The sequence below is a fragment of the Devosia sp. Root685 genome (genome assembly GCF_001427875.1).
GTDB lineage: Bacteria > Pseudomonadota > Alphaproteobacteria > Rhizobiales > Devosiaceae > Devosia.
Genome location: NZ_LMHK01000002.1, coordinates 381,373 through 401,246, shown reverse-complemented (window position 1 = coordinate 401,246; position 19,874 = coordinate 381,373). Strand labels below are relative to the sequence as shown.

At 62.3% G+C, this 19,874-nt stretch carries 18 protein-coding genes; 3 read left to right on the top strand and 15 right to left on the bottom strand.

From position 1 onward, the window contains the following. Window position 1: 1 nt before the first annotated feature. Window positions 2-799, top strand: a complete 798-nt coding sequence (locus ASD83_RS10560; protein WP_082561108.1) for an NAD-dependent epimerase/dehydratase family protein — start codon at window positions 2-4, stop codon at window positions 797-799. On the opposite strand, the gene ASD83_RS10555 is transcribed toward ASD83_RS10560, so the two are convergent. The 14 genes from ASD83_RS10555 to ugpB all read right to left on the bottom strand — a co-directional run bounded on the left by ASD83_RS10555 (window position 796) and on the right by ugpB (window position 16,270). Continuing rightward, the gene (locus tag ASD83_RS10555; RefSeq protein ID WP_056310659.1) at window positions 796-2,220 is read right to left on the bottom strand and encodes an MFS transporter; all 1,425 of its coding nucleotides are present in this window, start codon (window positions 2,218-2,220) and stop codon (window positions 796-798) included. The two genes, ASD83_RS10560 and ASD83_RS10555, sit on opposite strands and share 4 nt — an antisense overlap. Window positions 2,221-2,321: 101 nt before the next feature. Continuing rightward, a complete protein-coding gene (gene cysG / locus ASD83_RS10550) occupies window positions 2,322-3,749 on the bottom strand; it encodes a siroheme synthase CysG (protein WP_056310657.1) in 1,428 nt (475 codons plus the stop codon). A 21-nt stretch (window positions 3,750-3,770) separates the two neighbouring features. Continuing rightward, window positions 3,771-4,634 carry a formate/nitrite transporter family protein gene (locus tag ASD83_RS10545; RefSeq protein WP_056310655.1) on the bottom strand — a complete coding sequence of 288 codons (864 nt, stop codon included), beginning with the start codon at window positions 4,632-4,634 and terminating at the stop codon, window positions 3,771-3,773. A gap of 21 nt (window positions 4,635-4,655) precedes the next feature. Further along, on the bottom strand, window positions 4,656-4,991 hold the full coding sequence (nirD, locus tag ASD83_RS10540) for a nitrite reductase small subunit NirD (protein ID WP_056312298.1): 336 nt from the start codon (window positions 4,989-4,991) through the stop codon (window positions 4,656-4,658). Window positions 4,992-4,996: 5 nt separating this feature from the next. After that, window positions 4,997-7,444 carry a nitrite reductase large subunit NirB gene (gene nirB / locus ASD83_RS10535; protein ID WP_056310654.1) on the bottom strand — a complete coding sequence of 816 codons (2,448 nt, stop codon included), beginning with the start codon at window positions 7,442-7,444 and terminating at the stop codon, window positions 4,997-4,999. Window positions 7,445-7,756: 312 nt separating this feature from the next. Continuing rightward, entirely contained in the window at window positions 7,757-8,980 is a 1,224-nt protein-coding gene (locus ASD83_RS10530) for a CmpA/NrtA family ABC transporter substrate-binding protein (protein ID WP_056310652.1), read from the bottom strand. 16 nt (window positions 8,981-8,996) lie between these two features. Beyond that, window positions 8,997-9,584, bottom strand: coding sequence for an ANTAR domain-containing response regulator (locus tag ASD83_RS10525; protein ID WP_056310650.1), 588 nt, complete (start codon window positions 9,582-9,584; stop codon window positions 8,997-8,999). Between the two features lie 81 nt (window positions 9,585-9,665). Further along, window positions 9,666-10,457, bottom strand: a complete 792-nt coding sequence (locus ASD83_RS10520; RefSeq protein WP_056310648.1) for an HAD family hydrolase — start codon at window positions 10,455-10,457, stop codon at window positions 9,666-9,668. Beyond that, window positions 10,454-11,227 (bottom strand): DeoR/GlpR family DNA-binding transcription regulator, encoded by a 774-nt coding sequence (locus ASD83_RS10515; protein WP_056310646.1) that lies wholly within the window; start codon window positions 11,225-11,227, stop codon window positions 10,454-10,456. Before ASD83_RS10515 ends, ASD83_RS10520 begins: the two co-directional genes overlap by 4 nt. Before the next feature lie 19 nt (window positions 11,228-11,246). Beyond that, window positions 11,247-11,993: a glycerophosphodiester phosphodiesterase family protein gene (locus ASD83_RS10510; protein ID WP_056310644.1), complete on the bottom strand. Its 747-nt coding sequence runs from the start codon at window positions 11,991-11,993 to the stop codon at window positions 11,247-11,249. A 39-nt stretch (window positions 11,994-12,032) separates the two neighbouring features. Further along, window positions 12,033-13,100, bottom strand: coding sequence for a sn-glycerol-3-phosphate import ATP-binding protein UgpC (locus ASD83_RS10505; RefSeq protein WP_056310642.1), 1,068 nt, complete (start codon window positions 13,098-13,100; stop codon window positions 12,033-12,035). Window positions 13,101-13,103: 3 nt separating this feature from the next. Beyond that, window positions 13,104-13,952 carry a sn-glycerol-3-phosphate ABC transporter permease UgpE gene (gene ugpE, locus ASD83_RS10500; RefSeq protein WP_056310640.1) on the bottom strand — a complete coding sequence of 283 codons (849 nt, stop codon included), beginning with the start codon at window positions 13,950-13,952 and terminating at the stop codon, window positions 13,104-13,106. Between the two features lie 14 nt (window positions 13,953-13,966). Beyond that, window positions 13,967-14,851, bottom strand: coding sequence for a sn-glycerol-3-phosphate ABC transporter permease UgpA (gene ugpA / locus ASD83_RS10495; RefSeq protein WP_056310638.1), 885 nt, complete (start codon window positions 14,849-14,851; stop codon window positions 13,967-13,969). A 93-nt stretch (window positions 14,852-14,944) separates the two neighbouring features. After that, entirely contained in the window at window positions 14,945-16,270 is a 1,326-nt protein-coding gene (gene ugpB, locus ASD83_RS10490) for a sn-glycerol-3-phosphate ABC transporter substrate-binding protein UgpB (protein WP_056310636.1), read from the bottom strand. A 285-nt stretch (window positions 16,271-16,555) separates the two neighbouring features. On the opposite strand from ugpB, the gene ASD83_RS10485 reads away from it, so the two are divergent. Then, window positions 16,556-18,220, top strand: a complete 1,665-nt coding sequence (locus ASD83_RS10485) for a Na/Pi cotransporter family protein (RefSeq protein ID WP_056310634.1) — start codon at window positions 16,556-16,558, stop codon at window positions 18,218-18,220. A gap of 33 nt (window positions 18,221-18,253) precedes the next feature. Here ASD83_RS10485 and ASD83_RS10480 read toward each other — a convergent pair whose 3' ends face one another. Continuing rightward, entirely contained in the window at window positions 18,254-18,808 is a 555-nt protein-coding gene (locus ASD83_RS10480) for a diguanylate cyclase domain-containing protein (RefSeq protein WP_056310632.1), read from the bottom strand. 223 nt (window positions 18,809-19,031) lie between these two features. On the opposite strand from ASD83_RS10480, the gene ASD83_RS10475 reads away from it, so the two are divergent. Further along, complete coding sequence (locus tag ASD83_RS10475) at window positions 19,032-19,856, top strand: transglutaminase-like cysteine peptidase (protein WP_156385916.1); 825 nt, start codon at window positions 19,032-19,034, stop codon at window positions 19,854-19,856. The last annotated feature ends 18 nt before the right edge of the window (window positions 19,857-19,874 follow it).

Sequence of the window (19,874 nt, the reverse complement as noted above, 5' to 3'; positions counted from 1 at the left end):
CATGTCCACCATATTGCTGACCGGCGCTTCCGGAAGGCTGGGCACCCATATGCGCCGCTGGTTCGCCCAAAAGGGCCGGGCGGTGCTCGCGACCGATATCAAACCCGCCGAGGATGGTGGGCCGGTTGAGATCGCTGATCTCGCGGATCGCGAGGCCGTCGATCGGTTGATGGCGCGGGACATTTCGGCTGTCGTGCACTTAGGCGGCATGGCCAAGGAAGCCGGATGGCAGACGGTGCTCGATGCCAATATCATCGGCAGCTACAATATCTTTGAATCCGCGCGCAAAGCCGGGGTCAAGCGCGTCGTCTATGCCTCGACCTACCATGTCGTCGGCATGTATCCGACGCCGGCCGATACGCCGATCGATCTCGACGCCGCCTATCGCCCTGACTCGCTTTATGCCGTCTCAAAAGCCTTCGGCGAAACGCTGGGCCGACTCTACTTTGACAAGTTCGGCATTGAATGCCTCGCCATCCGCATTTGCACGGCTGGCGATCCCGGCACCCCGCGCGAAGCGCGGCTCTGGTGCAATCGCGATGATCTGGCGAGCCTGATCGAGACCGGGCTCGATCAGCCCGATCTCGGCCATCGGATCGTCTATGGCATTTCCGACAATCCCCGGGCCATGATGGTCAACCAGCCCGATCCTGGGCTCGATTGGGCGCCACAGCATGGTTCGGCCGAACTCGGCAAGCCTGACCCGCACGCGCCCCTCGACATGACCGATCCGCGCAACCGCCTTCTGGGCGGCGCCTTCTCGGTCTGGGGCCATCAGGACGACAAGTCCGACCTTTAGTGCGCTGCAAAGCTCGAGCTGGTGTCTTGTGGTCTGACCATGCTCACCATGTGCCAGGCAGCGATAAGCGCCAGCGCAGCCGTCGCCACGCCCAGCAGATAGACCGGAACCACGGCAAGCTTGACCGCGCCCGCAGTCGCGGCGGCCGCCATGCCGCCGGAATTGGCTGCGACGCCGGCCAGTGCCGCGCCGATGGCGTTGCCGGCCGATTGCGTGGTCGGGATCAGGCCAGAAGCACGGTCACGTTCTTCGTCGCTCGCCGCTTCCATCACGGTCAGGTTGAGATAGCCATTGTGGAGGCCAAAGCCGGAACCGATGATCAACTGACCGATGATGACCACGCTCACCTGATCGATCTGCAAGCCTGCCAGAACCAGCACCAGGCCTAGGCCGATCATGCCCGGGCCAAGCCGGATCAGCGTCTTGCGTGTTTCCTTGCTGCGCACATTGGCGACGACGATGGCCGAGGCGCTCCAGGCAACGGCCAGCACGGCGGCGAGGGCGCCGGCCGAGGCGGGCTTATAGCCCCACATTTCCTGCACGACGAGCACGAGATAAACTGCCGACCCGGCACCAGCGACGTTGATCAACAGCACGACCCAGAGCCCGGTTCCGACCACGGAAACGAGGCGAAACGCATCGCGCGGCATCAGGCGCTCTTCGGCCCTTCCGTCCATCCAGACGGTTGCCACCAGCATCACGGCTGCAACGATCAACAGGCCGGCAGCCGGCAGGGGCGCCGCAAGGCCCGCAAGGGCAACAAGCATGATCGCTGCGCCAATGGCGAAGAGTCTCAGGCCGGGAAAGCGCGCCACGACGCGATCTTCAGGCGAATGTGCGGGCACTTTGATGATCACCATCGAAGCAAAGAGCAGCACCAGCGGCACATTGACGAGGAAGGCGGCGCGCCAGGACACCATTTCGGTCAGTAGGCCCGCAGCGGCCGGTCCGCCAAAGGCGGCGATGGCCCAGATCATGGCCTGTAGCCCGAAGACTTTTGGCACGAGGCGCGAGGGGAAAAGTTCGGGAATGAGGGCAAAACAGATGGCCGAAACAACGCCCTCGCCGAGCCCCTGAAGCGCGCGGCCGACGAGCACCTGCGGCATGGAGGTGGCCGTCGCTGCGATCACTGTGCCGAGGAGGAACACGCCGGAAGACGCCAGCAAGGCGGTGCGCGCGCCGAGGCGCTGCTTGAGGAGTGCCGCGCCGGAGCCGCCAACGATGGCGAAGACGAGAAAGAGTGTGAGCGCCCAGGAAATCAGCGCCACGCCGCCCAGTTCCTGTACCGCCGTGGGCAGTGAAATCGAGGCCAGGAAGGCATTGAAAGCCAGCAGTGCCACGCCAAGGCAGAGGATCAGCGTCACGGTCGCATAGCGCGGCGTGAAAATTTCGGCCCAACGGCCCTCAACTGCATCCGACATGTTGCCTCCAATTTTCCAAGGACAAGCTTGTTTAATGCTGTCCGTGGCAGAAGGCAATCAAATGTGCATCACGCTCGAAATTTAGGCGACGCTGCGCTGGTTCAGGCCGTCTGGCGCTGTTTTGCTGCCGCTGTGGTTTGGAGGGCCGAACCGATGGCGAGGATGATCGGGCAATCGAGATCGAGGTTTTTGGCCTGGTTCCCCGCGTCTGAAAGGCAGGTGTGGACGATGGTCTGTCCCGCGCGGCTGACATTGGTGGCAAAGACCACGGGCGTTTCGGGCGCTAGTCCCGCGTCGAGCAGGCGCTCTACCAGTTCGCCCGAGGTGCGGCCGGCCATGTAGTAGAGATGCGTCGTCGATTTGTCGGCGAGGGCGGACCAATCGAGATTGGTGGGCAGTTTGCCGTCGCGGCTATGGGCGGTGACGAAGCGGACCGACTGGGCGCAATCGCGGTGGGTCAGCGAGAGTTTGAGTTCGGCCGCAAGCGCCAAGGCGGTAGTAATGCCGGGCACGACGTCTACTGGAATGCCGGCCCGGTTCAGTTCGGCGATCTCCTCGCCGGCCCGGCCGAAAATCATCGGATCGCCGGATTTGAGGCGCACCACGCGACGCCCGCCCTTGGCGAGGGTAATCATGGTGCGGTTGATGTCTTCCTGTTTGCAGCTATCGCGACCGCCGCGCTTGCCGACGAGAATGCGCTTGGCCTCGCGCCGTGCCAGCTCCAGAACGTCGTCGGAAACGAGATCATCGAAGAGAATAACGTCGGCGGCTTGCAGGGCGCGCATGGCTTTCAGCGTCAGATACTCGGCATCGCCCGGACCAGCACCGACCAGGGTGACACGGCCGCCTTCGGTGCCCTTGGCCTCGTCGATCCAGCTTTCGAGTTCGGCCTCTTCTGCGGGGGTGTGAAAAGCCTTGTCGGCCAGGCGCTGCCAAAATTGGCGCCGCTCCGGGCCGGGCTGAAGCATGGTCGTGGCGCGTTCGCGGATGTGGCGCGCAAGACCAGCCCAATCGGTCAGGCTTTTGGGCAGCATGGATTCGATACGCTGGCGAACGGCCTGGCCGAGAATAGGCGCAGCGCCAGTCGTTGAAATACCCACCACCAGCGGCGAGCGGTTGACGATGGAGCCGAACTGGAAATCGCAGAATGCCGGCTTGTCGATGACATTGACCGGCACGCCGAAACGACGCGCAGCGGCTGCAAAGTGCGCGGCTTCCGCTTCGTCCTCGCAATCGCCGACCGCCATGGCATAGCCATCCCAGGCGATGGCCGACCAATGGCAGCCAAGCAGCGTCACCTGGCCGGAAGCGGCAAGGCCCTGCATCTCTTCGGAAAGTTCGTCTTCGGGTGCCGCGACTTCGACCGTGGCACCGGTTGCGGCCAGCAGTTCGGCCTTCCAGGCCGCTGCTTCCGAGCCGCCGGCAAGCAATACGCGCTTGCCGGTAAGGGTGTAAAAGACCGGGAGGGTGGAGAGGGCAGCGAGGCGCGGACGCTGTGCTTCACCCGGCTGGCGCGTGACGATGTGCATCTCCCGGTCTCCTTGCTTTGCTTATTCGGCCGCGACGGGGCTGGCTTTGACTTCGCGAACACTGCCAACCGCAGAGGGTTTCTTGCGCGACGGGGCAGTGCGGCTGTGGGTCGCGTAGAGGGTGAGGCCGACAAAGGTCAGGCCGCCGACGAGATTGCCGATGACGGTCGGGATCTCGTTCCAGACCATATAGTCCCAGAAGGAGAACTGGCCGCCAAGCAGGATGCCCGAGGGGAAGAGGAACATGTTCACGATGGAATGCTCAAAGCCCATATAGAAGAACAGCATGATGGGCATCCACATGCCCAGAACCTTGCCAGTGACGGAGTTGGACATCATCGCCGCGACGACGCCGGTCGATACCATCCAGTTGCAGAGCACGCCGCGGATAAAGAGGGTCAGCATGCCGGCGGCGCCATGGGCGGCATAGCCTAGCGTGCGGCCCTCGCCGATATGCCCGATGCGTTCGCCCACCGCGTCAGGCGCCTGGGTGAAGCCGAAGGTAACGACGACAGCCATCATCAAAGCTACGGTCAGCGCGCCCGCAAAATTACCGGCAAAGACCAGGCCCCAATTGCGCAGCACGCCACCCATGGTGACGCCGGGGCGCTTGTCGATCAGAGCCAGCGGCACGAGGGTGAAAACGCCGGTTAGCAGGTCAAAGCCCATGAGATAGAGGAGGCAAAAGCCGACGGGGAACAGAATGGCCCCGGCAAGCGGCTGACCGGTCTGCACGGTGATGGTGATGGCAAAGGCAGCGGCGAGCGCCAGGATGGCACCGGCCATGAAGGCGCGGATCAGCGTGTCCCGCGTGGACATGAAGACCTTGGCTTCGCCGGCGTCGATCATTTTCTTGATGAAGTCGGTAGGGGCAACGTAGTCCATTTTGCGTTCTCCTGATGGGGGTCAGGCGGCCGTGGCGGCCGCAAAAGTCTGGGCATCGATAAGGATGCGGTCCTGATGGAGGCGGAGCGGATAGGTCCGCACCGCGCCCTCGTCGGCGCCCTGGGCGACGCCCGTTTCGAGCGAGAAAACCCAGTTGTGGAGCGGGCAGGTGACCTGGGCGCCGTGGACGATGCCCTGGCTCAGGGGGCCGCCTTTGTGCGGACACTGATCGTCGATGGCAAAAACCCTGTCATCGGCCGTGCGGAACACCGCGATCTTGCCCAGCGGCGTATTGATGCAGCGGGCGCCGCGGCGAGGAACGTCTTCGAGGCACCCGATATCGACCCAATCGTTCATCGCCATCACTCCGCTGCCTGCAACATCTGGAAATCGGCCATGGCAGCGAATTCATGGGCGTCGCGGCCGTTGACGCGCTCTTCCCAAGGATCGACCTGGGCGAACTTCTGGGAATAAACGAAGCGCTCGAACAGCTGACGGCGCTTGCCGAGATCTTCCACCACATTGGCCTTGATGGAGTCCGAGCCGACGCGCTTGGCCCATTTATAGATGCGTTCGAGATAGCGGCCTTGCTCGCGATAGAGCTGGGTCAGCGCTGCGATGATTTCCATCGCCTCGTCCTCGGTCTTGGCGTGGCAGAGGACTTCCGTGCCCTTGATGTCGAGACCGGCGGCGCCGCCGAAATGGATTTCGTAGCCGGAGTCGACGCAGATCACGCCGATATCCTTGCAGGTCGCCTCAGCGCAATTGCGCGGGCAGCCGGAGACGGCGAGTTTGAGTTTTGCCGGGGTCCAGGAGCCCCACATGAACTTTTCGATGCGGACGCCGAGGCCGGTCGAATCCTGCGTGCCGAAGCGGCACCAGTCCGAGCCGACGCAGGTTTTCACCGTGCGCAGCCCCTTGGCATAGGCGGCGCCCGACATCATGCCGGCCTTGTTGAGGTCGGCCCAGACCGCGGGCAAGTCTTCCTTCTTGATGCCCAAAAGATCGATGCGCTGGCCGCCGGTCACCTTGATGGTCGGCACCTCGAACTTGTCGGCGACGTCGGCGATGGCGCGCAATTCATTGGCGGTGGTGAGGCCGCCGAACATGCGCGGCACGACCGAATAGGTCCCGTCCTTCTGGATATTGGCGTGGACGCGCTCGTTGATGAAACGCGACTGGCCATCGTCCTCATATTCGCCGGGCCAGTTGGCGACGAGATAGTAGTTCAGTGCCGGGCGGCACTTGGCGCAACCGCAGGAGGTTTTCCAGCCCAGTTCCTGCATTACGGCGGGAATGGATTTGAGGCCCTGCGCCACGATCAGGCGGCGCACTTCGTCGTGGCCAAGCTCGGTGCAGGGGCACATGGGCTGGATGGCGGCCGGATTGTAGCTGTCGCCCAAGGTGGACATCAGCAGCTTTTCGACGAGCCCGGTGCACGAGCCGCAAGAGGCCGAAGCCTTGGTGTGGGCGCGCACATCGTCGAGCGAGGTCAGGCCCTTGGAGGTGATGGCACTGGAAATGGTGCCCTTGCAGACGCCGTTGCAGCCGCAGATTTCAGCTTCAGCGGGGAGGGCCGCGACGGCGGCGAGCGGGTCGGCACTGGCGCCTCCACCGTAGCTTTGTCCGTAGATCAGGGTGTCGCGCATCGGCGCGATATCGGTGCTGCGCTTCAAAAGGTCGAAGAACCACGAGCCATCGGCCGTGTCGCCATAGAGCACGGCGCCGAGGATGCGATTGTCCTTGAGCACAACGCGCTTGTAGACGCCGGCCGTCGCGTCGCGCAGCACGATTTCCTCGCGGTCATCGGCCTCGGCGAAGTCGCCGGCCGAATAGAGGCTGACGCCGGTCACCTTGAGCTGGGTGGCGGTCTGCACCGGCTTGAACGCGGCCTCGCTGCCGGTCAGGGTCTTGGCCGCCACTTTGGCCATGTCATAGAGCGGCGCGACGAGACCATAAACGGCGCCCTTGTGCTCGACGCATTCGCCCAGCGCCAGAATGTCAGGGTCCGAGGTCACCATGGCGTCGCTGACGACGATACCGCGATTGATCTCGATCCCCGCGTCGGTCGCAAGCCGCGTTTCCGGACGGATACCGGCGGCCATGACGACGAGATCGGCCGGATAGATCGTGCCGTCGTCGAGCGCCACGGCTTCAACACGGTCGGTGCCGAGAATGGCCTTGGTCTGCGCCTTGCAATGAACCTTGATGCCACGGCCTTCGAGTTCGCGTCGCAGCAGATAGCCGGCTGCCGCATCGAGCTGGCGTTCCATCAGGTGGCCGGCGAGATGCAGAACCACCACCTCCATGCCCCGTCCACGCAGGGCTGCCGCGGCTTCGAGGCCCAGGAGACCGCCTCCAATGACCACGGCTTTCGCGTCCGGCTTGCCGGCCACTGCGACCATGGCTTCGACGTCGTCGAGATCGCGGAAGGCGCGGACGCCGGGTAGGTCCTTGCCCGGAATGGGAAGGATGAAGGGCGCGGAACCCGTCGCGATAACCAGCCGATCATAGGGCGTTTCGACGCCATCGGCGAACACCGACTTTGCCTCGCGGTCGATCTTGGTGACCGTCTGGCCGAAGCGGCAATTGACGTTGTTGGCGGCGTACCAGTCGGCATCGTGGGTGACGATGTCTTCGTAGCGCTTTTCGCCGGCCAGCACTGGGGAGAGCATGATGCGGTTGTAGTTGCCGCGCGGTTCGGCGCCGAAAAGGGTGACGTCGTAGCGGCCGGGTTCGGCCTCGAACAGATGTTCCAGCATGCGCCCCGAGGCCATGCCTGCACCGATGATGACGAGTTTTTCGGCCATGTTCTTCCCATCAAACCGGGGTCCTGCCGGACCCGAAGACCAAAACGAAAACGCCGCCAACCAGCAGGAACTCCGTCCAAGGGACGAAGAAACTGTGGTTGGCGGCGTTGCCAATATGTGGCGCCCATCGTTGGACGCCGTGATTTCACTGCGCCGAAGCGCTCGGGAATATCATTGCAGGAAGCGTGCCAAACTGGACTTTCTGGCCAAACTCCATGTTTTCCAGACGGTTAGGTGGTGCGTAGCGGGAAAGAGGCACTTGTCGATGTGTGATCATTTGCACGGCAGATCGGCAATCTGCTTATTTCGTGTTCACCGTTGCGCCTGAGCGGCGATATAAGCATCGAGCTGATCGGGATCGAAATCGCTCCCATCAAAAAAGCCATCCGGCCCCAGCATCAGGCGTCCGCCTATGGCGCCGACTTCCGTCGGTTCGGTCAGTGCACCTTCGATCTTGCTGCTGGCGCCGGGCACCGGCATGCCCATGCCCGATAGCGCGGCACGGTAGAGGTCCGGCCTATAGCTCATCGCCGCCTTCTTCGCGTTTTCCGGCGTGTGTGCCACCTGGCCCCAGCGCACCATTTGCGAATAGAACCACAGCGCGTGGCTCACCCAGGGGAAGTTGGCGGCGCGGGAATAGGGCACGAAAAAGTCCGGCATAGACTTTTCCACACCCGGCTCAAATTGCAGCCTGCCGGTGAGGGCGCGGAGCAGCAGGTCGGCATCGATATTCAACCGATCCTCGCGCGCCAGCATGGCTGCGAGAGCTGCGTGGTTGGCTGGATCTTCGCACCAGCGCGCGGCCCGCGTTGCGGCGCGAAGCAGGGCGGCCAGTTGCTCGGGAAAACGCTCCGCCCATTGCAGCCGCGTGCCCAGCACCTTGTCGGGGCTCATCTGCCAGATCTGGCCCTTGGTGGTCACGATCCGTCCGACCCCACGCGCCACGGCAACGGAACCGAAGGGCTCGCCAACGCAAAAGCCATCGGTGCGCTTTGCCGCAAGCGCATCGGCCTGCAATGGCGGCGGCACGATGACGATATCGACGTCATGATCGGGATCGATGCCCGAGGCCGCCAGCCAATAGCGCAGGGTGTAGTTGTGTGCGCTTTCGGGATGTACCACCGCAAGACGGAGGCGCGGTTCGCCGGCACGAGTCCGGTCCACGACCACTTTTCGCAGCGCTTGCCCAGCTGGTCCCGGCGCACCATCTTCGGGCGCCCCCGCCTCGGCCATTTGCGCCCAGACAGCATTGGACATGGTGATAGCCGCGCCGCCGAGGCCAAGCGCCATCGGGGCGATCACCGCAGCATCGAGCGGCGTTAACCCCAGATTAGCGCTCAGGGGCATGGGTCCCAGCATATGGGCGACATCGAGATGACCGATGGCCACGCGATCGCGGATATTGGCCCAGGAGGTTTCGCGCACGAGGTTAAGGTGCAGGCCCTCGCTCTCGGCAAAACCGAATTCTTCGGTGGCAAGCAGCACGGCGCTATCGAGCAGCGGCACATATCCGGCTGATATCTGCGTCAGGCCCATGAGCAAAAATCCTTCTTCATGGTCCCAGCAGTTCTGCGGCCGTGACCACCGCCTGAGCGATCTCGACGATCTTGCGGTTTTGGTTCATCGCCGTGGTGCGCAGCAGCGTATAGGCCGCATCTTCAGAGAGGCCGCGCGACGTCATCAGGATGCCCTTCGCCTTGTCGATCACCTTGCGCCCCTGCAGTTCGGAGCGGGCCGCGTCAAGCTCGCCCTGTAGCCGCGAAAAGGCGCGAAAGCGGACGATGGCCATGTCGAGGATCGATTTGATGCGATCCTTGCGCAGCCCATCGACCACGTAAGCAGATACGCCGGCATCGACAGCGGCTTCGATTTCCGCCGGGTCGGATTTGTCGACAAACATGGCAATGGGCCGCTTGATGGTGCGGCTCAGCGCAAAAAAGTGCTCCAGCACGTCGCGATTGGGATTTTCGAGATCGATGATCACCACATCGGGCGCAATCTCGCCGATCCGTCGCGCGACATCCTCGATATCGGTGATGACGCGCACGGACGCATGGCCGGCCTCGCGCAACCCGGCCTCGATGATCGAAGCGCGGATCGCGTTGTCGTCAATCACCAGAATCGAAAGCGACTCTGCCATGGTACTCAACTGCAAGGGCCTATGCGGCTCAGTCACTGCATGACTGGCGCGGTGGTGTCTACTTCCTTTGCAGAATGATGGCTATGCTGAAAATGGAGGCAGGCGCTTTGCGCTGATCAATTCACTGGCCAGTTCGACAAAACCCCTGCCCGCGATATCAGCGGTAATCCAGCGCGGTTTTGTCGGCAAATCGTCCAGTACGGGCAAGATGTTAGCGACGCCAAAGGTCTTGCTCAGAAAGGAGAACATGGGGGCGTCGTTGCGGGAGTCGCCGGCAAAGCTAACCTGCTGGGCGAGTTCAGCATCGCCGAGTCCCCAGCGGCGCAGCAGGCGTTCGCTCATGGTGCGTTTGTTGTAGTCGCCGATCCAGGTGTTGATATGCACCGAGCTGATCGCAACCGTGCCGCCGTGTGCGCGGATTTCGGCAGACAGGGCGTCCACCTCCGCGCGCGGGTAGCCGACGATGTCGATCGCGACGTCGGCGAGGCGAAAGCGCTGGTCGTGGGCGAGGCGAAAGCGGGTGCCGAGCAGTGGCGCAACGGTGGCCAGGTGGCGCGTTTGCCGTTCCACCTGCAAGGCCTCGTCTTCCCAATATTCGACCTCGACCCGGTTGTGCTCGGCCGTCATCACGAAAGCGCCGCTCTCGCCGATGGCTGCGGCCACGGGCCATGCTCGGACAATGTGCTCGCACCAGCCCGCAGAGCCACCCGTTACCGTTACGACTTTGATCCCGGCCGCATGCAGGTCCCAGAGCGCCTGATAGGTTTCAGGCAGCAAGCGACCTTCGGTGGTTAGCGTGTCGTCGATGTCGGTGAGGAGATAGCGGACATCGTGCAGATCCTCGGGCCGGGGGGCGGGGCCGATAAAACTCATTCGGCCTCTCCGCCGCAGATTTCGACGCTGATCCCGGCGCTTTCGAATGCCGCGGCGACGCGTTTGTCATTGGGCAAGGTGTCGGTGAAAAAGCTGGTTATCGCGGTGAACGGCGCGACCCGCACCGAAGCGTCGCGTGACCACTTGCTGACATCGGCGGCGAGGAATTTTACGCGCGCGTTTTCCAGCAGTTTTGCGGTCAACTGGGATTCGCTATAGCTGAAATCCAGAATGCCCTTTTCCGGGTCGAGTGCGCCGGCGCCGACGACGGCGTGCGAGGCATAGAATTTCTCGAAGAAATTGAGGGCGTCAGGGCCCACGACGTCGCGGTCGTTGTGGCGCAGGAGGCCGCCTGTCATATGCACTTCGACCTGCGGCGCCTCCGACAGGGTCAGGGCGACATCGATATTGTTGGTCACGACGCGCAGATCGTGGTGATCGCGCAAGGCTTCGGCCACGAATTGCACGGTGCTGCCGATGCCCATGAACACGGTCGAGCCCGCGGGAATGGCAGCGGCAATTCGCCGGGCGATCCGCTGTTTGGCGAGGCTATTGAGCGCGGCGCGGGCATTGACCGAGATATTGCGCGTGCCGACGGGCATGTCGACGCCGCCATGGAAGCGCCGCGCATAGCCCAGATCACAGAGCGCATTGATGTCGCGCCTGATGGTCTGGGTGGTCACGTCATAGCGGGCCGCCAGGGGCTCGATATATTGAGCGCCCTCGGTTTCGATCAGGCTCAGGATTTCACGTTGCCTATGCGACAGCATTTTGGGCCGAAAGCCTCTGCTATCCCAGAAAGAGCTTGGGATTGTCGGTGATGACCCCGGTCAGGCCTGCGCCCCAGAAGGAGACCAGCTCGACGGGGTTGTTGCAGGTCCAGGCGCGCACCTTGATACCGTTTTTGCCGGTTTCTTCCAGCAGGCCGATGCTCAGCGCCTTGTAGTGCATGTGGATGGTGGTGGCCGGGATGGTTTTGAGCCTCTCGGCCCAGTCTTCCGGCGGACGATCCCAGAGCATGGCCATTTCGAGGTCGGGCTCGAGCGCGTGCATGGCCCTGAGCGCTTCGGGGTCAAAGCTCGAAATCATGATCTGGGTTTTCGGGTCGCGCTTGTTGATGTCTGCCTGAACGGCGCGCACCAATTGGTCGAGCGACTTGTGGTGCTTGTGCTGCTTGATTTCCACATTGGCGCTGAGGCCGAATTCGCCGAGCGCCTTGATGACTTCGGCCAGTGTCGACAGGCGCTCGCCGGCAAATTTGGCGTCGAACCAGGCGCCGGCATCGAGCTTTGCGACGTCCGCATGGGTGAGGGCGCCGAGCGAGCCCTTGCCCGAAGTGGTGCGATCGATGCTGTCGTCGTGGATGACGACCAGCGTGTCGTCCGCAAGGAGCGCCACATCGAGTTCGACCCAGCGCGCGCCCTGTTCGGCGGCAGCCCGGAAGGCGGCGACGGTGTTTTCCGGCGCCACGGCGGACGCGCCGCGATGGGCCTGAACTTCATCCCGTGCGGGACCGATATCGGATGGAAGGGTCATGACGCGTCTTTGTTGAGGGCTTTCAAGCCAGTAAGTGGATTATTGCGGTTTTGCGGCCGGCGTGTCGGTGCGGTGGCCGCTTTCGCGGTTGAACGGGTGCATGTCGCCGGGCCTTACGTGAACGGTGATCGCCGCGGCTTCGACAATGTCCGGGCGGCCCGGAACGCTGAGGATGATGGGGTGGTCGCCATTGTTCAGGCGCACATGGAGGTGGCTTTCCCCGCCGACCGGTTCGAGCAATTCCACCGTTGCAGCGAGCGCCAGGCTGGGCTCGGCCGGCGTTTCGAGTGCAAAATGGTCGGGGCGAATACCCACCATATCGGTGCCAGCGGGCAGGTCGAGAGTCTCAAAGCCTGATGCCGCAGCGAGCGCCGAAACCGGCAGCAGGTTCATTGGCGGGGAGCCGATGAAGCCCGCAACGAAGAGGGTCGCGGGTCGGTCATAGACTTCGGTCGGCGTGCCGATCTGTTCGACGAGCCCGCCATTCATCACCACTAGCCGGTCGGCCAGGGTCATGGCTTCGAGCTGGTCGTGCGTCACATAGAGGCTGGTGGTCTTGAGCCGGCGTTGCAGCTTTTTGATTTCCACCCGCATCTGCACGCGCAGCTTGGCATCGAGGTTGGAGAGCGGTTCGTCAAAGAGGAAAGCGGCCGGTTCACGCACGATGGCGCGTCCCATGGCGACGCGCTGGCGCTGGCCGCCGGACAGCTGGCGCGGTTTTCGGTCCAGCATGGGGCCAATTTCCAAGATATCGCCGGCTTCCCGGACGCGGCGGTCGATCTCCTCGCGCAGCGTGCCGCGGTTCTTGAGGCCATATTCGAGGTTTTGGCGCACCGTCATGTGTGGATAGAGCGCGTAGTTCTGGAACACCATGGCGATGTCGCGCTCGGCCGGTTCGGCTTTGACCACGTCCCGCCCGGCAATCTCGATGCGGCCGGACGTGACGGATTCGAGCCCGGCCACCATGCGCAGCAGGGTCGATTTTCCGCAGCCCGAGGGGCCGACGAGAACGATGAGCTCGCCATCTTTAACCGAGAGATTGATGCCTTTGACGGCCGGAATCGGGCCGTAGCTCTTCATGAGGTCAACCAGGTTGATCGTGGCCATGGCTTATTTCTCCGTTTCCACGAGGCCTTTGACGAACAGGCGCTGCATGAAGATGACGATAAGGACGGGGGGCAGCATGGCGAGGATCACCGCAGCCATGACGAGATGCCAAAGCGGCTCGGAATCGGCGCTTGCGGCGAGGCGCTTGATGCCCATGACGATGGTGTAATAGCGGCTGTCGGAGGTCACGAGCAGCGGCCACATATATTGCACCCAGCCATAGATGAAGAGGATGACGAAGAGCGCGGCGATATTGGTCCGGCTCAGCGGCAGGAGAATATCGCGGAAGAACTTCATCGGCCCCGCGCCATCGACGCGCGCCGCTTCCATCAGTTCGTCGGGAATGGTCAGGAAGAACTGGCGGAAAAGAAAGGTCGCGGTCGCCGAAGCGATCAGGGGCAGGATCAGTCCCTGATAGGAATTGAGCATCCCCAGGTCCGCCACCACCTTGAAGGTGGGAATGATGCGCACCTCGACCGGCAGCATCAGGGTGATGAAGATGATCCAGAAGGCCAGAAGCCGGAACGGGAATTTGAAATAGACGATCGCATAGGCCGAGAGCAGCGAGATCATGATCTTGCCCACGGCGATGGCCACGGCCATGACGAGGGAATTCATCATCATCACCCAGATCGGCGGCGCACCCGAACTCGACAGCCCCTCGTTCCAGATAGTGCTGTAATTCTCGATCATATGCGGGCCGGGCAGCAACGGCACAAGGCCGCTGACGAACTGGCCGGGACCATGGGTCGAAGCGATGAGCGCGAGATAGACGGGGAACACCACGATCACGACGCCAATGATCAGCACCAGATGCGTGAGGAGGGTGAGAAAGGGTCTGTTTTCAACCATTTTGCATCGGCCCCTTAATACTGCACGCGACGTTCGACGAAGCGGAACTGCACGACGGTGAGAGCGATGACGATCAGCATCAGGATGACCGATTGCGCGGCCGAAGAGCCCAGATTCAGGTTCAGCACGCCGTCGGTGTAGACCTTGTAGACGAGGATATTGGTCGCCTGTGCCGGGCCACCGCTCGTGGTCGCATCGACGATGCCGAAGGTGTCGAACATGGCGTAGTTGATGTTGATGATCAGCAGGAAGAAGGTCGTTGGCGAGATCAATGGGAAGGTGATCGTCCAGAACCGTTTGAACGGTCCCGCCCCGTCGATGGCGGCGGCCTCGTTGAGCGATTGCGGTACCGACTGGAGCCCGGCGACGAAGAACAGGAAATTATAGGAGATCTGTTTCCAGGCGGCGGCGATGACGATCAGGATCATCGCCTGATTGCCGTCGATGCGATGGTTCCAGTTCACGCCCAAGCCGCGCAGGACATAGGGCGCAATACCGATCGAGGGGTTGAAGATGAACCACCAGAGAATGCCCACGACGACCGGCGCCACCGCATAGGGCCAGACCAGGAGGGTGGTGTAGACCTTGCCCGAGCGCAGCAGCCGATTGACCGCAACCGCCAGCACCAGCGAGACGGCCATGGCGAGAAACGTCACCGAAAGGGCGAATATGGCGGTGCGGCCGAGCGAGCCGAGATAATTTGGATCGCCGAAAATCCGGCGATAATTGTCGAACCAGATGAACGATGTCTTGAACCCGAATGGATCTTCCCGTTCGAACGAGGATTTCACCGCCTGCAGGGCGGGCCAGATGAAAAAGATCAGGGTCACGGCAAGCTGCGGCGCGAGGAGCGCATAGGGCAGCAGCTTGTTGGGAAAGATGGTGCGTTTGGTCTGCATGGGTCCTCGCACGGGCCACCGTCGAAGGCCGGCCTCACGGCCCCGCCTGGTCACGGATGGAACGGGGCCGGATGTCTCCGGCCCCCTGCCGGTCTATTGGTTGGTGGCTTCGAATTCGCGCAGAATTTCGTTGCCACGGGAGACGGCGGTGTCGAGCGCTTCCTGGGCCGTTTTCTGTCCGGCGAGAAGCGCTTCGAATTCCTCGTCAATAACAGTGCGGACCTGGCTCAAATTGCCGAAGCGAATGCCCTTGGAATTGGCCGTGGGCGTGCCGCGGGTGATCTGCTCGATGGCAACCGAAGAACCCGGATTGGCGTCGTAATAGCCCTGTTCCTTGCCGAGCTCATAGGCCGCATTGGTGATGGGCAGATAGCCGGTGGCCTGGTGCCAATCGGCCTGCACTTCGGGCTTGCTGAGATAGGTGAAGAATTCGGCGACGCCCTTATAGACGTCCGGGTCCTTGCCATTGAGCACCCAAAGGGTCGCCCCGCCGATGATCGAGTTCTTCGGATCGGTGGTCACATCGTCGTAATAGGGCAGGGGCGCGAAGCCGACCTCGAAATCCTTGGAGTTGGCGATAACGCCGGCGCGTGAGCCCGAGGAATTCATATAGATGGCGCATTCGCCCGAGTAGAATTTCGGCGCCGCATCGGGCCCCCCGACCGGACCGCCATATTGATAAAGGCCGGCGTCGGACCACTTCTTGAGGTTTTCCCAGTGCTTGGCCTGCACCGGGCCGTTGAAGGTGAATTCGGTGCCGAGGCCGCCAAAGCCGTTTTCGAGCGTGCCATATTGCTGGTCGTGGATGGCGGAGAGATTTTCGAGCTGTATCCAGGATACCCAGGCCGTGCTCAGCCCGCATTTCGCCGCGCCCGAGTCGACGATCTTGTTCATATAGTCTTCGACCTCGGCCCAGGTCTTGGGCGGCGCATTCGGGTCGAGCCCGGCTTTTTCGAAGGCGGTCTTGTTGTAGTACATGATCGGGGTGGACGAATTGAACGGCAGCGACAGGATGTTGCCATCGGTGTCGGAATAGTAGCCGACAACCGGCGCGAGGAATGCGGTGGGATCCCAGGGCTGGTTGTTCTCGGTCATGAGTTCATAGACCGGCTTCACGGCGCCCTTGGCGGCCATCATCGTGCCGGTGCCGACCTCGAAGACCTGCACGATGGCCGGCTGTTCATTGGCGCGGAATGCGGCAATCGCCGCGGTCAGGGTTTCGGGATAGCTGCCCTTATAGGTGGTGACGATCTTGTAGTCGGACTGGCTGTCATTAAAACCCTGAGCAATGGATTCGAGCTTCTTGCCCAATTCGGCATCCAGCGCGTGCCACCAGGAAATTTCGGTCTGTGCCGCGACCGGCGCTGCCGACAAAACGGCAGCCAGGCCCGCAGACAGGAACAAAACGTTCTTGAACATTCTCACTCCCTTTGTGTTTTGGCCGAGGCCTCCCCGCCCCGTGCTCCGCAAATTGGTAACAGCGCAATGCGCGTTTGCAACAGAAAAATGTTCAAATGAACATTTTGGACGGCGCGAATGATCAAGAGTGCATCGCAAACTGGTCCAAATTGGCTGATAAATGTGGGCTATGACCAATTCACTCCTTGACGGCATTTTGCACCCGATTGCATCGAGCGGTTGCGCCTTAAGCGTTCATGTGAACATGCTGGCGACTCGAAACAATGCGCGGGCAGGGGAGGCCTGATGTACTTCATCATCGTCCATCTGGTGGCGGCCATCGTCCTCCTGCTCTGGGCCGTGCGCATGGTGCGGACGGCGGTGGAGCGGGCCTATTCGGCGCAGCTCAAGCGCACACTGGCCCATGCTGAACGCAGCGCGCTTTCGGCCGCGACCGTGGGCACGGGCATGGCCGTGGCGCTGCAAAGCTCGACGGCCGTAGCGGCGCTGGCTTCAAGTTTCGCGGCGGGCGGTCTCCTTGCTGGCAGCACGGGCCTGGCGCTGATGCTCGGCGCCTATTTCGGCTCGGCACTTGTCGCCAGTGTTCTCTCCTTTGATCTGACGCTCCTCACCGCGCCGCTGATCATTCTTGGCGGTACGCTGTTCCTCCGCGCCAATGACCGGCAGATGAAGCAGCTCGGCCGCATGATCCTCGGCATCGCCTTCGTTCTGCTTTCACTTGAAATGGTCTCCGAAGCGACCGCGCCCTGGCGCGACAGCGATATGCTGGCCATGGCCATCGATTATCTGCGCGGCGATCCCTGGACCGGCTTTATCGTCGCCGCCATCATCACCTGGCTTTCCTATTCCTCCGTCGCCAGCGTCCTTGTCATCATCACTTTCGGCACGGCGGGCGCCATCCCGTTCGAAGTGGCCGCGGCTCTCGTGCTCGGCGCCAATCTCGGCGGCACGCTCATCGCCTTAGGCATGACGCGCGGCGCGGATGTGCGGGCCCGGCGCATTGCCCTCGGGGCCCTGCTGTTCCGCGGCGGCGCGGCGATCATCTGCCTCGTCATCATCGAAGTTTTGCAGGTCCATACGCTCGGCCTGCCGGGCAATGTCGGGCTGCAGGCGAGCCTCTTTCACTCGGGCTTCAACTTCGTCGTCATGATCCTCGGCCTGCCGCTTGTCGGCCCCGCCTCGCGGCTCCTCGATCGGGTGGTCAATGAAAGTCCCGCCGATGAAACCGCAGATCTGGCGCGCCTCCGGCGTCCCGCTCTTGCCGCGGGCGGCGGTGGCAATGTCGATGCGGCTCTTGCCAGCGCCACGCGCGAGCTTTTGCGCATGAGCGAAATGGTGGAGGTCATGCTCCAGCCGGCGATGGAAATCCTCAAGGGCGGCGACAAGACGGCCATCCGCCGGGTCAAGGCGCTGGAGCCCGAAGTCGATCGCGCCAATGCCTCGATCAAGCTTTTCCTCTCCCAGCTCGACTGGGACAATATGGACGAGAGCCAGGTCAGCCGCGCCTCCGATCTTAGCACCTTTGCCATCGGGCTCGAGCAGGCCGGCGACATTATCGCGCGCCAATTGCTCCGCGTCGCCGACCAGCTCGCCGATCGTCACCTGACGTTCTCGCCACAAGGCTGGCAGGAATTACTCGATCTCCACGCAAGAGTGCTGGGCAATCTCCAGCTCGCGCTCAATGTGCTGGTTTCCGAAGACATTGAATCCGCGCGCCAGCTCGTGGCCGAAAAAGATGCCGTTGGCGTGCTCGAGCGCTCCAGCATGAACCAGCACTTCGCCCGTCTGCGCAAAGGCGATCCCAACAGCTTTGAAACGAGCGAACTGCATCTGCAGACCGTCCGCTCGCTCCGTCACATCAATTCGCTGCTGTGTGGGGTCGCCTATTCGATCCTGAGCGAGCAGGGCGAACTGCTCGGCTCCAAACTCGCCAGAAGTCCGGGCCAGTAAACCGCCCGGACAAGGCTGAGGCTGCGCACTCGTCTATTGAACGAGCGCCGGCTGTTCGAGGCGCTTGGCGCGATCGAGATTTTCTGCGGCGGTATCAAAGACCGCCTTGCCGTCGTCAACTTCGAACACCGCGCCACCGATGGTGATGTCGAGTTTGGATATGCCGTCGGCCGTCATGAAAATGGTGTTGTCGACTGAATCGAGGATGCGGTCGCTGGTCATCTGACCAACCTCCTGCGGAGCGCCGCGCAACAGCACCGCGAAACGGTAGCCATCGACATGGGCCAGGAGGTCATCGGCGCGGATGGCCTGCCTGATGGCCTGTGCCAGCCAGGGCAGAATTTCGAGGGCCTTTTCCTCTTCGGTCGCGCCAACGCGGATCGAGCGCTCGCTGAGATCGATCAGCAGCAGAACCCCGGGCTCCTGCGCCTGTTCTGCTTCCAGCATCACCTGAAAGCGGTCCCAATAGAGGGCCCCGGTCAGCGGATCGATATCGTCGGGGCCAACGGTAATGGCCGCCCGTGGCCTTTCGGCCCGACGTTCCACCTCGGTCTTTCCACCAAACCAGCCGAACCAAGACTTCGCCATATGCGTATGCCCCTGAGAGTGACGGCCACTAGCAATAGTCCCGACTCCTCAATCCTCGCTGATAGAAAAGGATGCAATTTTATCGATCAAGTCCAGGCTTTTTTGTTGTCGCGGCCCGATCTATAAATTTTTATCGAATTAGAATACTTCAAATATACTATGCCGATTTGCAGAATTTTATTTTGAGCCGGGTAGCCTTCTGACAATCAATCAGGAGGCGGAATTGCTTCTGAACTTCACGTTTGCTGCTTTTCTTTCAGTAAGTGCTGCCGCTGCGCCCGCTGGTCCACCAGCTGCTGCGCCGGTGCCGGTCTATAGTCAGTCTGTGCGGGCCGATACAGTCCTGTTAGCGGCATTGCAGCCTTCTGCTACGCCACTGCCGTCTTTGCCGGCAAGCACGCCCGCCAAGCTTGGTGTGTTCGCGTCCGTCGCCATTTCGGCGGCGCGTTTGCCGGCGGCCGGCAAATGGCAGGCGGCGCGGCAAACGGATTATTCCCAGCTGTTCGGCGCCAATTGCGCCCAGAGCGGCCTTGCCGGCTGCGATAGCCGATTTGCCACCAAAATCCGCGGAATGGTCGATCAGGTTGCCGGTCTTTCCGATCGCGAAATGCTCGACCGCGTCAACCGCACCGTCAATGGCGCCATGACCTATAAGTCGGACGCGGCCGTCTGGGGCGTCGGCGACTATTGGGCAACGCCCGCCGAAATGGCCCGCAAGGGTGCAGGCGATTGCGAAGACTTTGCCATAGCCAAATACTGGGCCCTCCGCAGCCTCGGCGTACCGGACGAAAAGCTCCAGCTCGTCCTCCTCCAGGACACGCGCCGCCAACTCTTCCACGCCGTCCTGATCGCCCACACCGGCTCGGGCGCCTATGTCCTCGACAATGTCAGCAATCGCCTTGAGGCCGACACCGCCTACGCCCAATACCAGCCGATCATGAGCTTTACCGGCGAACGCAGCTACATCCACGGTTTTGCAGGCAACAGCCGCGCCGTAGCCGACATGCCGAAGGATCTGTCGGCGGTGGCGCCGGGGATGGGGCTATAGAAAAGAAAAGGCGGCCCG

Coding starts and splice junctions, on each gene's coding strand:
- ASD83_RS10520 (WP_056310648.1), bottom strand. CDS start 10,457: ATGAGTTTTATCGGCCCCGCCCCCCGGCCCGAGGATCTGCACGATGTC.
- nirB (WP_056310654.1), bottom strand. CDS start 7,444: ATGGCCGAAAAACTCGTCATCATCGGTGCAGGCATGGCCTCGGGGCGC.
- ASD83_RS10555 (WP_056310659.1), bottom strand. CDS start 2,220: ATGTCGGATGCAGTTGAGGGCCGTTGGGCCGAAATTTTCACGCCGCGC.
- ASD83_RS10545 (WP_056310655.1), bottom strand. CDS start 4,634: ATGGACTACGTTGCCCCTACCGACTTCATCAAGAAAATGATCGACGCC.
- ASD83_RS10480 (WP_056310632.1), bottom strand. CDS start 18,808: ATGGCGAAGTCTTGGTTCGGCTGGTTTGGTGGAAAGACCGAGGTGGAA.
- ugpB (WP_056310636.1), bottom strand. CDS start 16,270: ATGTTCAAGAACGTTTTGTTCCTGTCTGCGGGCCTGGCTGCCGTTTTG.
- ASD83_RS10510 (WP_056310644.1), bottom strand. CDS start 11,993: ATGACCCTTCCATCCGATATCGGTCCCGCACGGGATGAAGTTCAGGCC.
- ugpA (WP_056310638.1), bottom strand. CDS start 14,851: ATGCAGACCAAACGCACCATCTTTCCCAACAAGCTGCTGCCCTATGCG.
- ASD83_RS10515 (WP_056310646.1), bottom strand. CDS start 11,227: ATGCTGTCGCATAGGCAACGTGAAATCCTGAGCCTGATCGAAACCGAG.
- ASD83_RS10525 (WP_056310650.1), bottom strand. CDS start 9,584: ATGGCAGAGTCGCTTTCGATTCTGGTGATTGACGACAACGCGATCCGC.
- cysG (WP_056310657.1), bottom strand. CDS start 3,749: ATGCACATCGTCACGCGCCAGCCGGGTGAAGCACAGCGTCCGCGCCTC.
- ASD83_RS10530 (WP_056310652.1), bottom strand. CDS start 8,980: ATGGGCCTGACGCAGATATCAGCCGGATATGTGCCGCTGCTCGATAGC.
- ASD83_RS10505 (WP_056310642.1), bottom strand. CDS start 13,100: ATGGCCACGATCAACCTGGTTGACCTCATGAAGAGCTACGGCCCGATT.
- ugpE (WP_056310640.1), bottom strand. CDS start 13,952: ATGGTTGAAAACAGACCCTTTCTCACCCTCCTCACGCATCTGGTGCTG.
- ASD83_RS10560 (WP_082561108.1), top strand. CDS start 2: ATGTCCACCATATTGCTGACCGGCGCTTCCGGAAGGCTGGGCACCCAT.
- nirD (WP_056312298.1), bottom strand. CDS start 4,991: ATGAACGATTGGGTCGATATCGGGTGCCTCGAAGACGTTCCTCGCCGC.
- ASD83_RS10485 (WP_056310634.1), top strand. CDS start 16,556: ATGTACTTCATCATCGTCCATCTGGTGGCGGCCATCGTCCTCCTGCTC.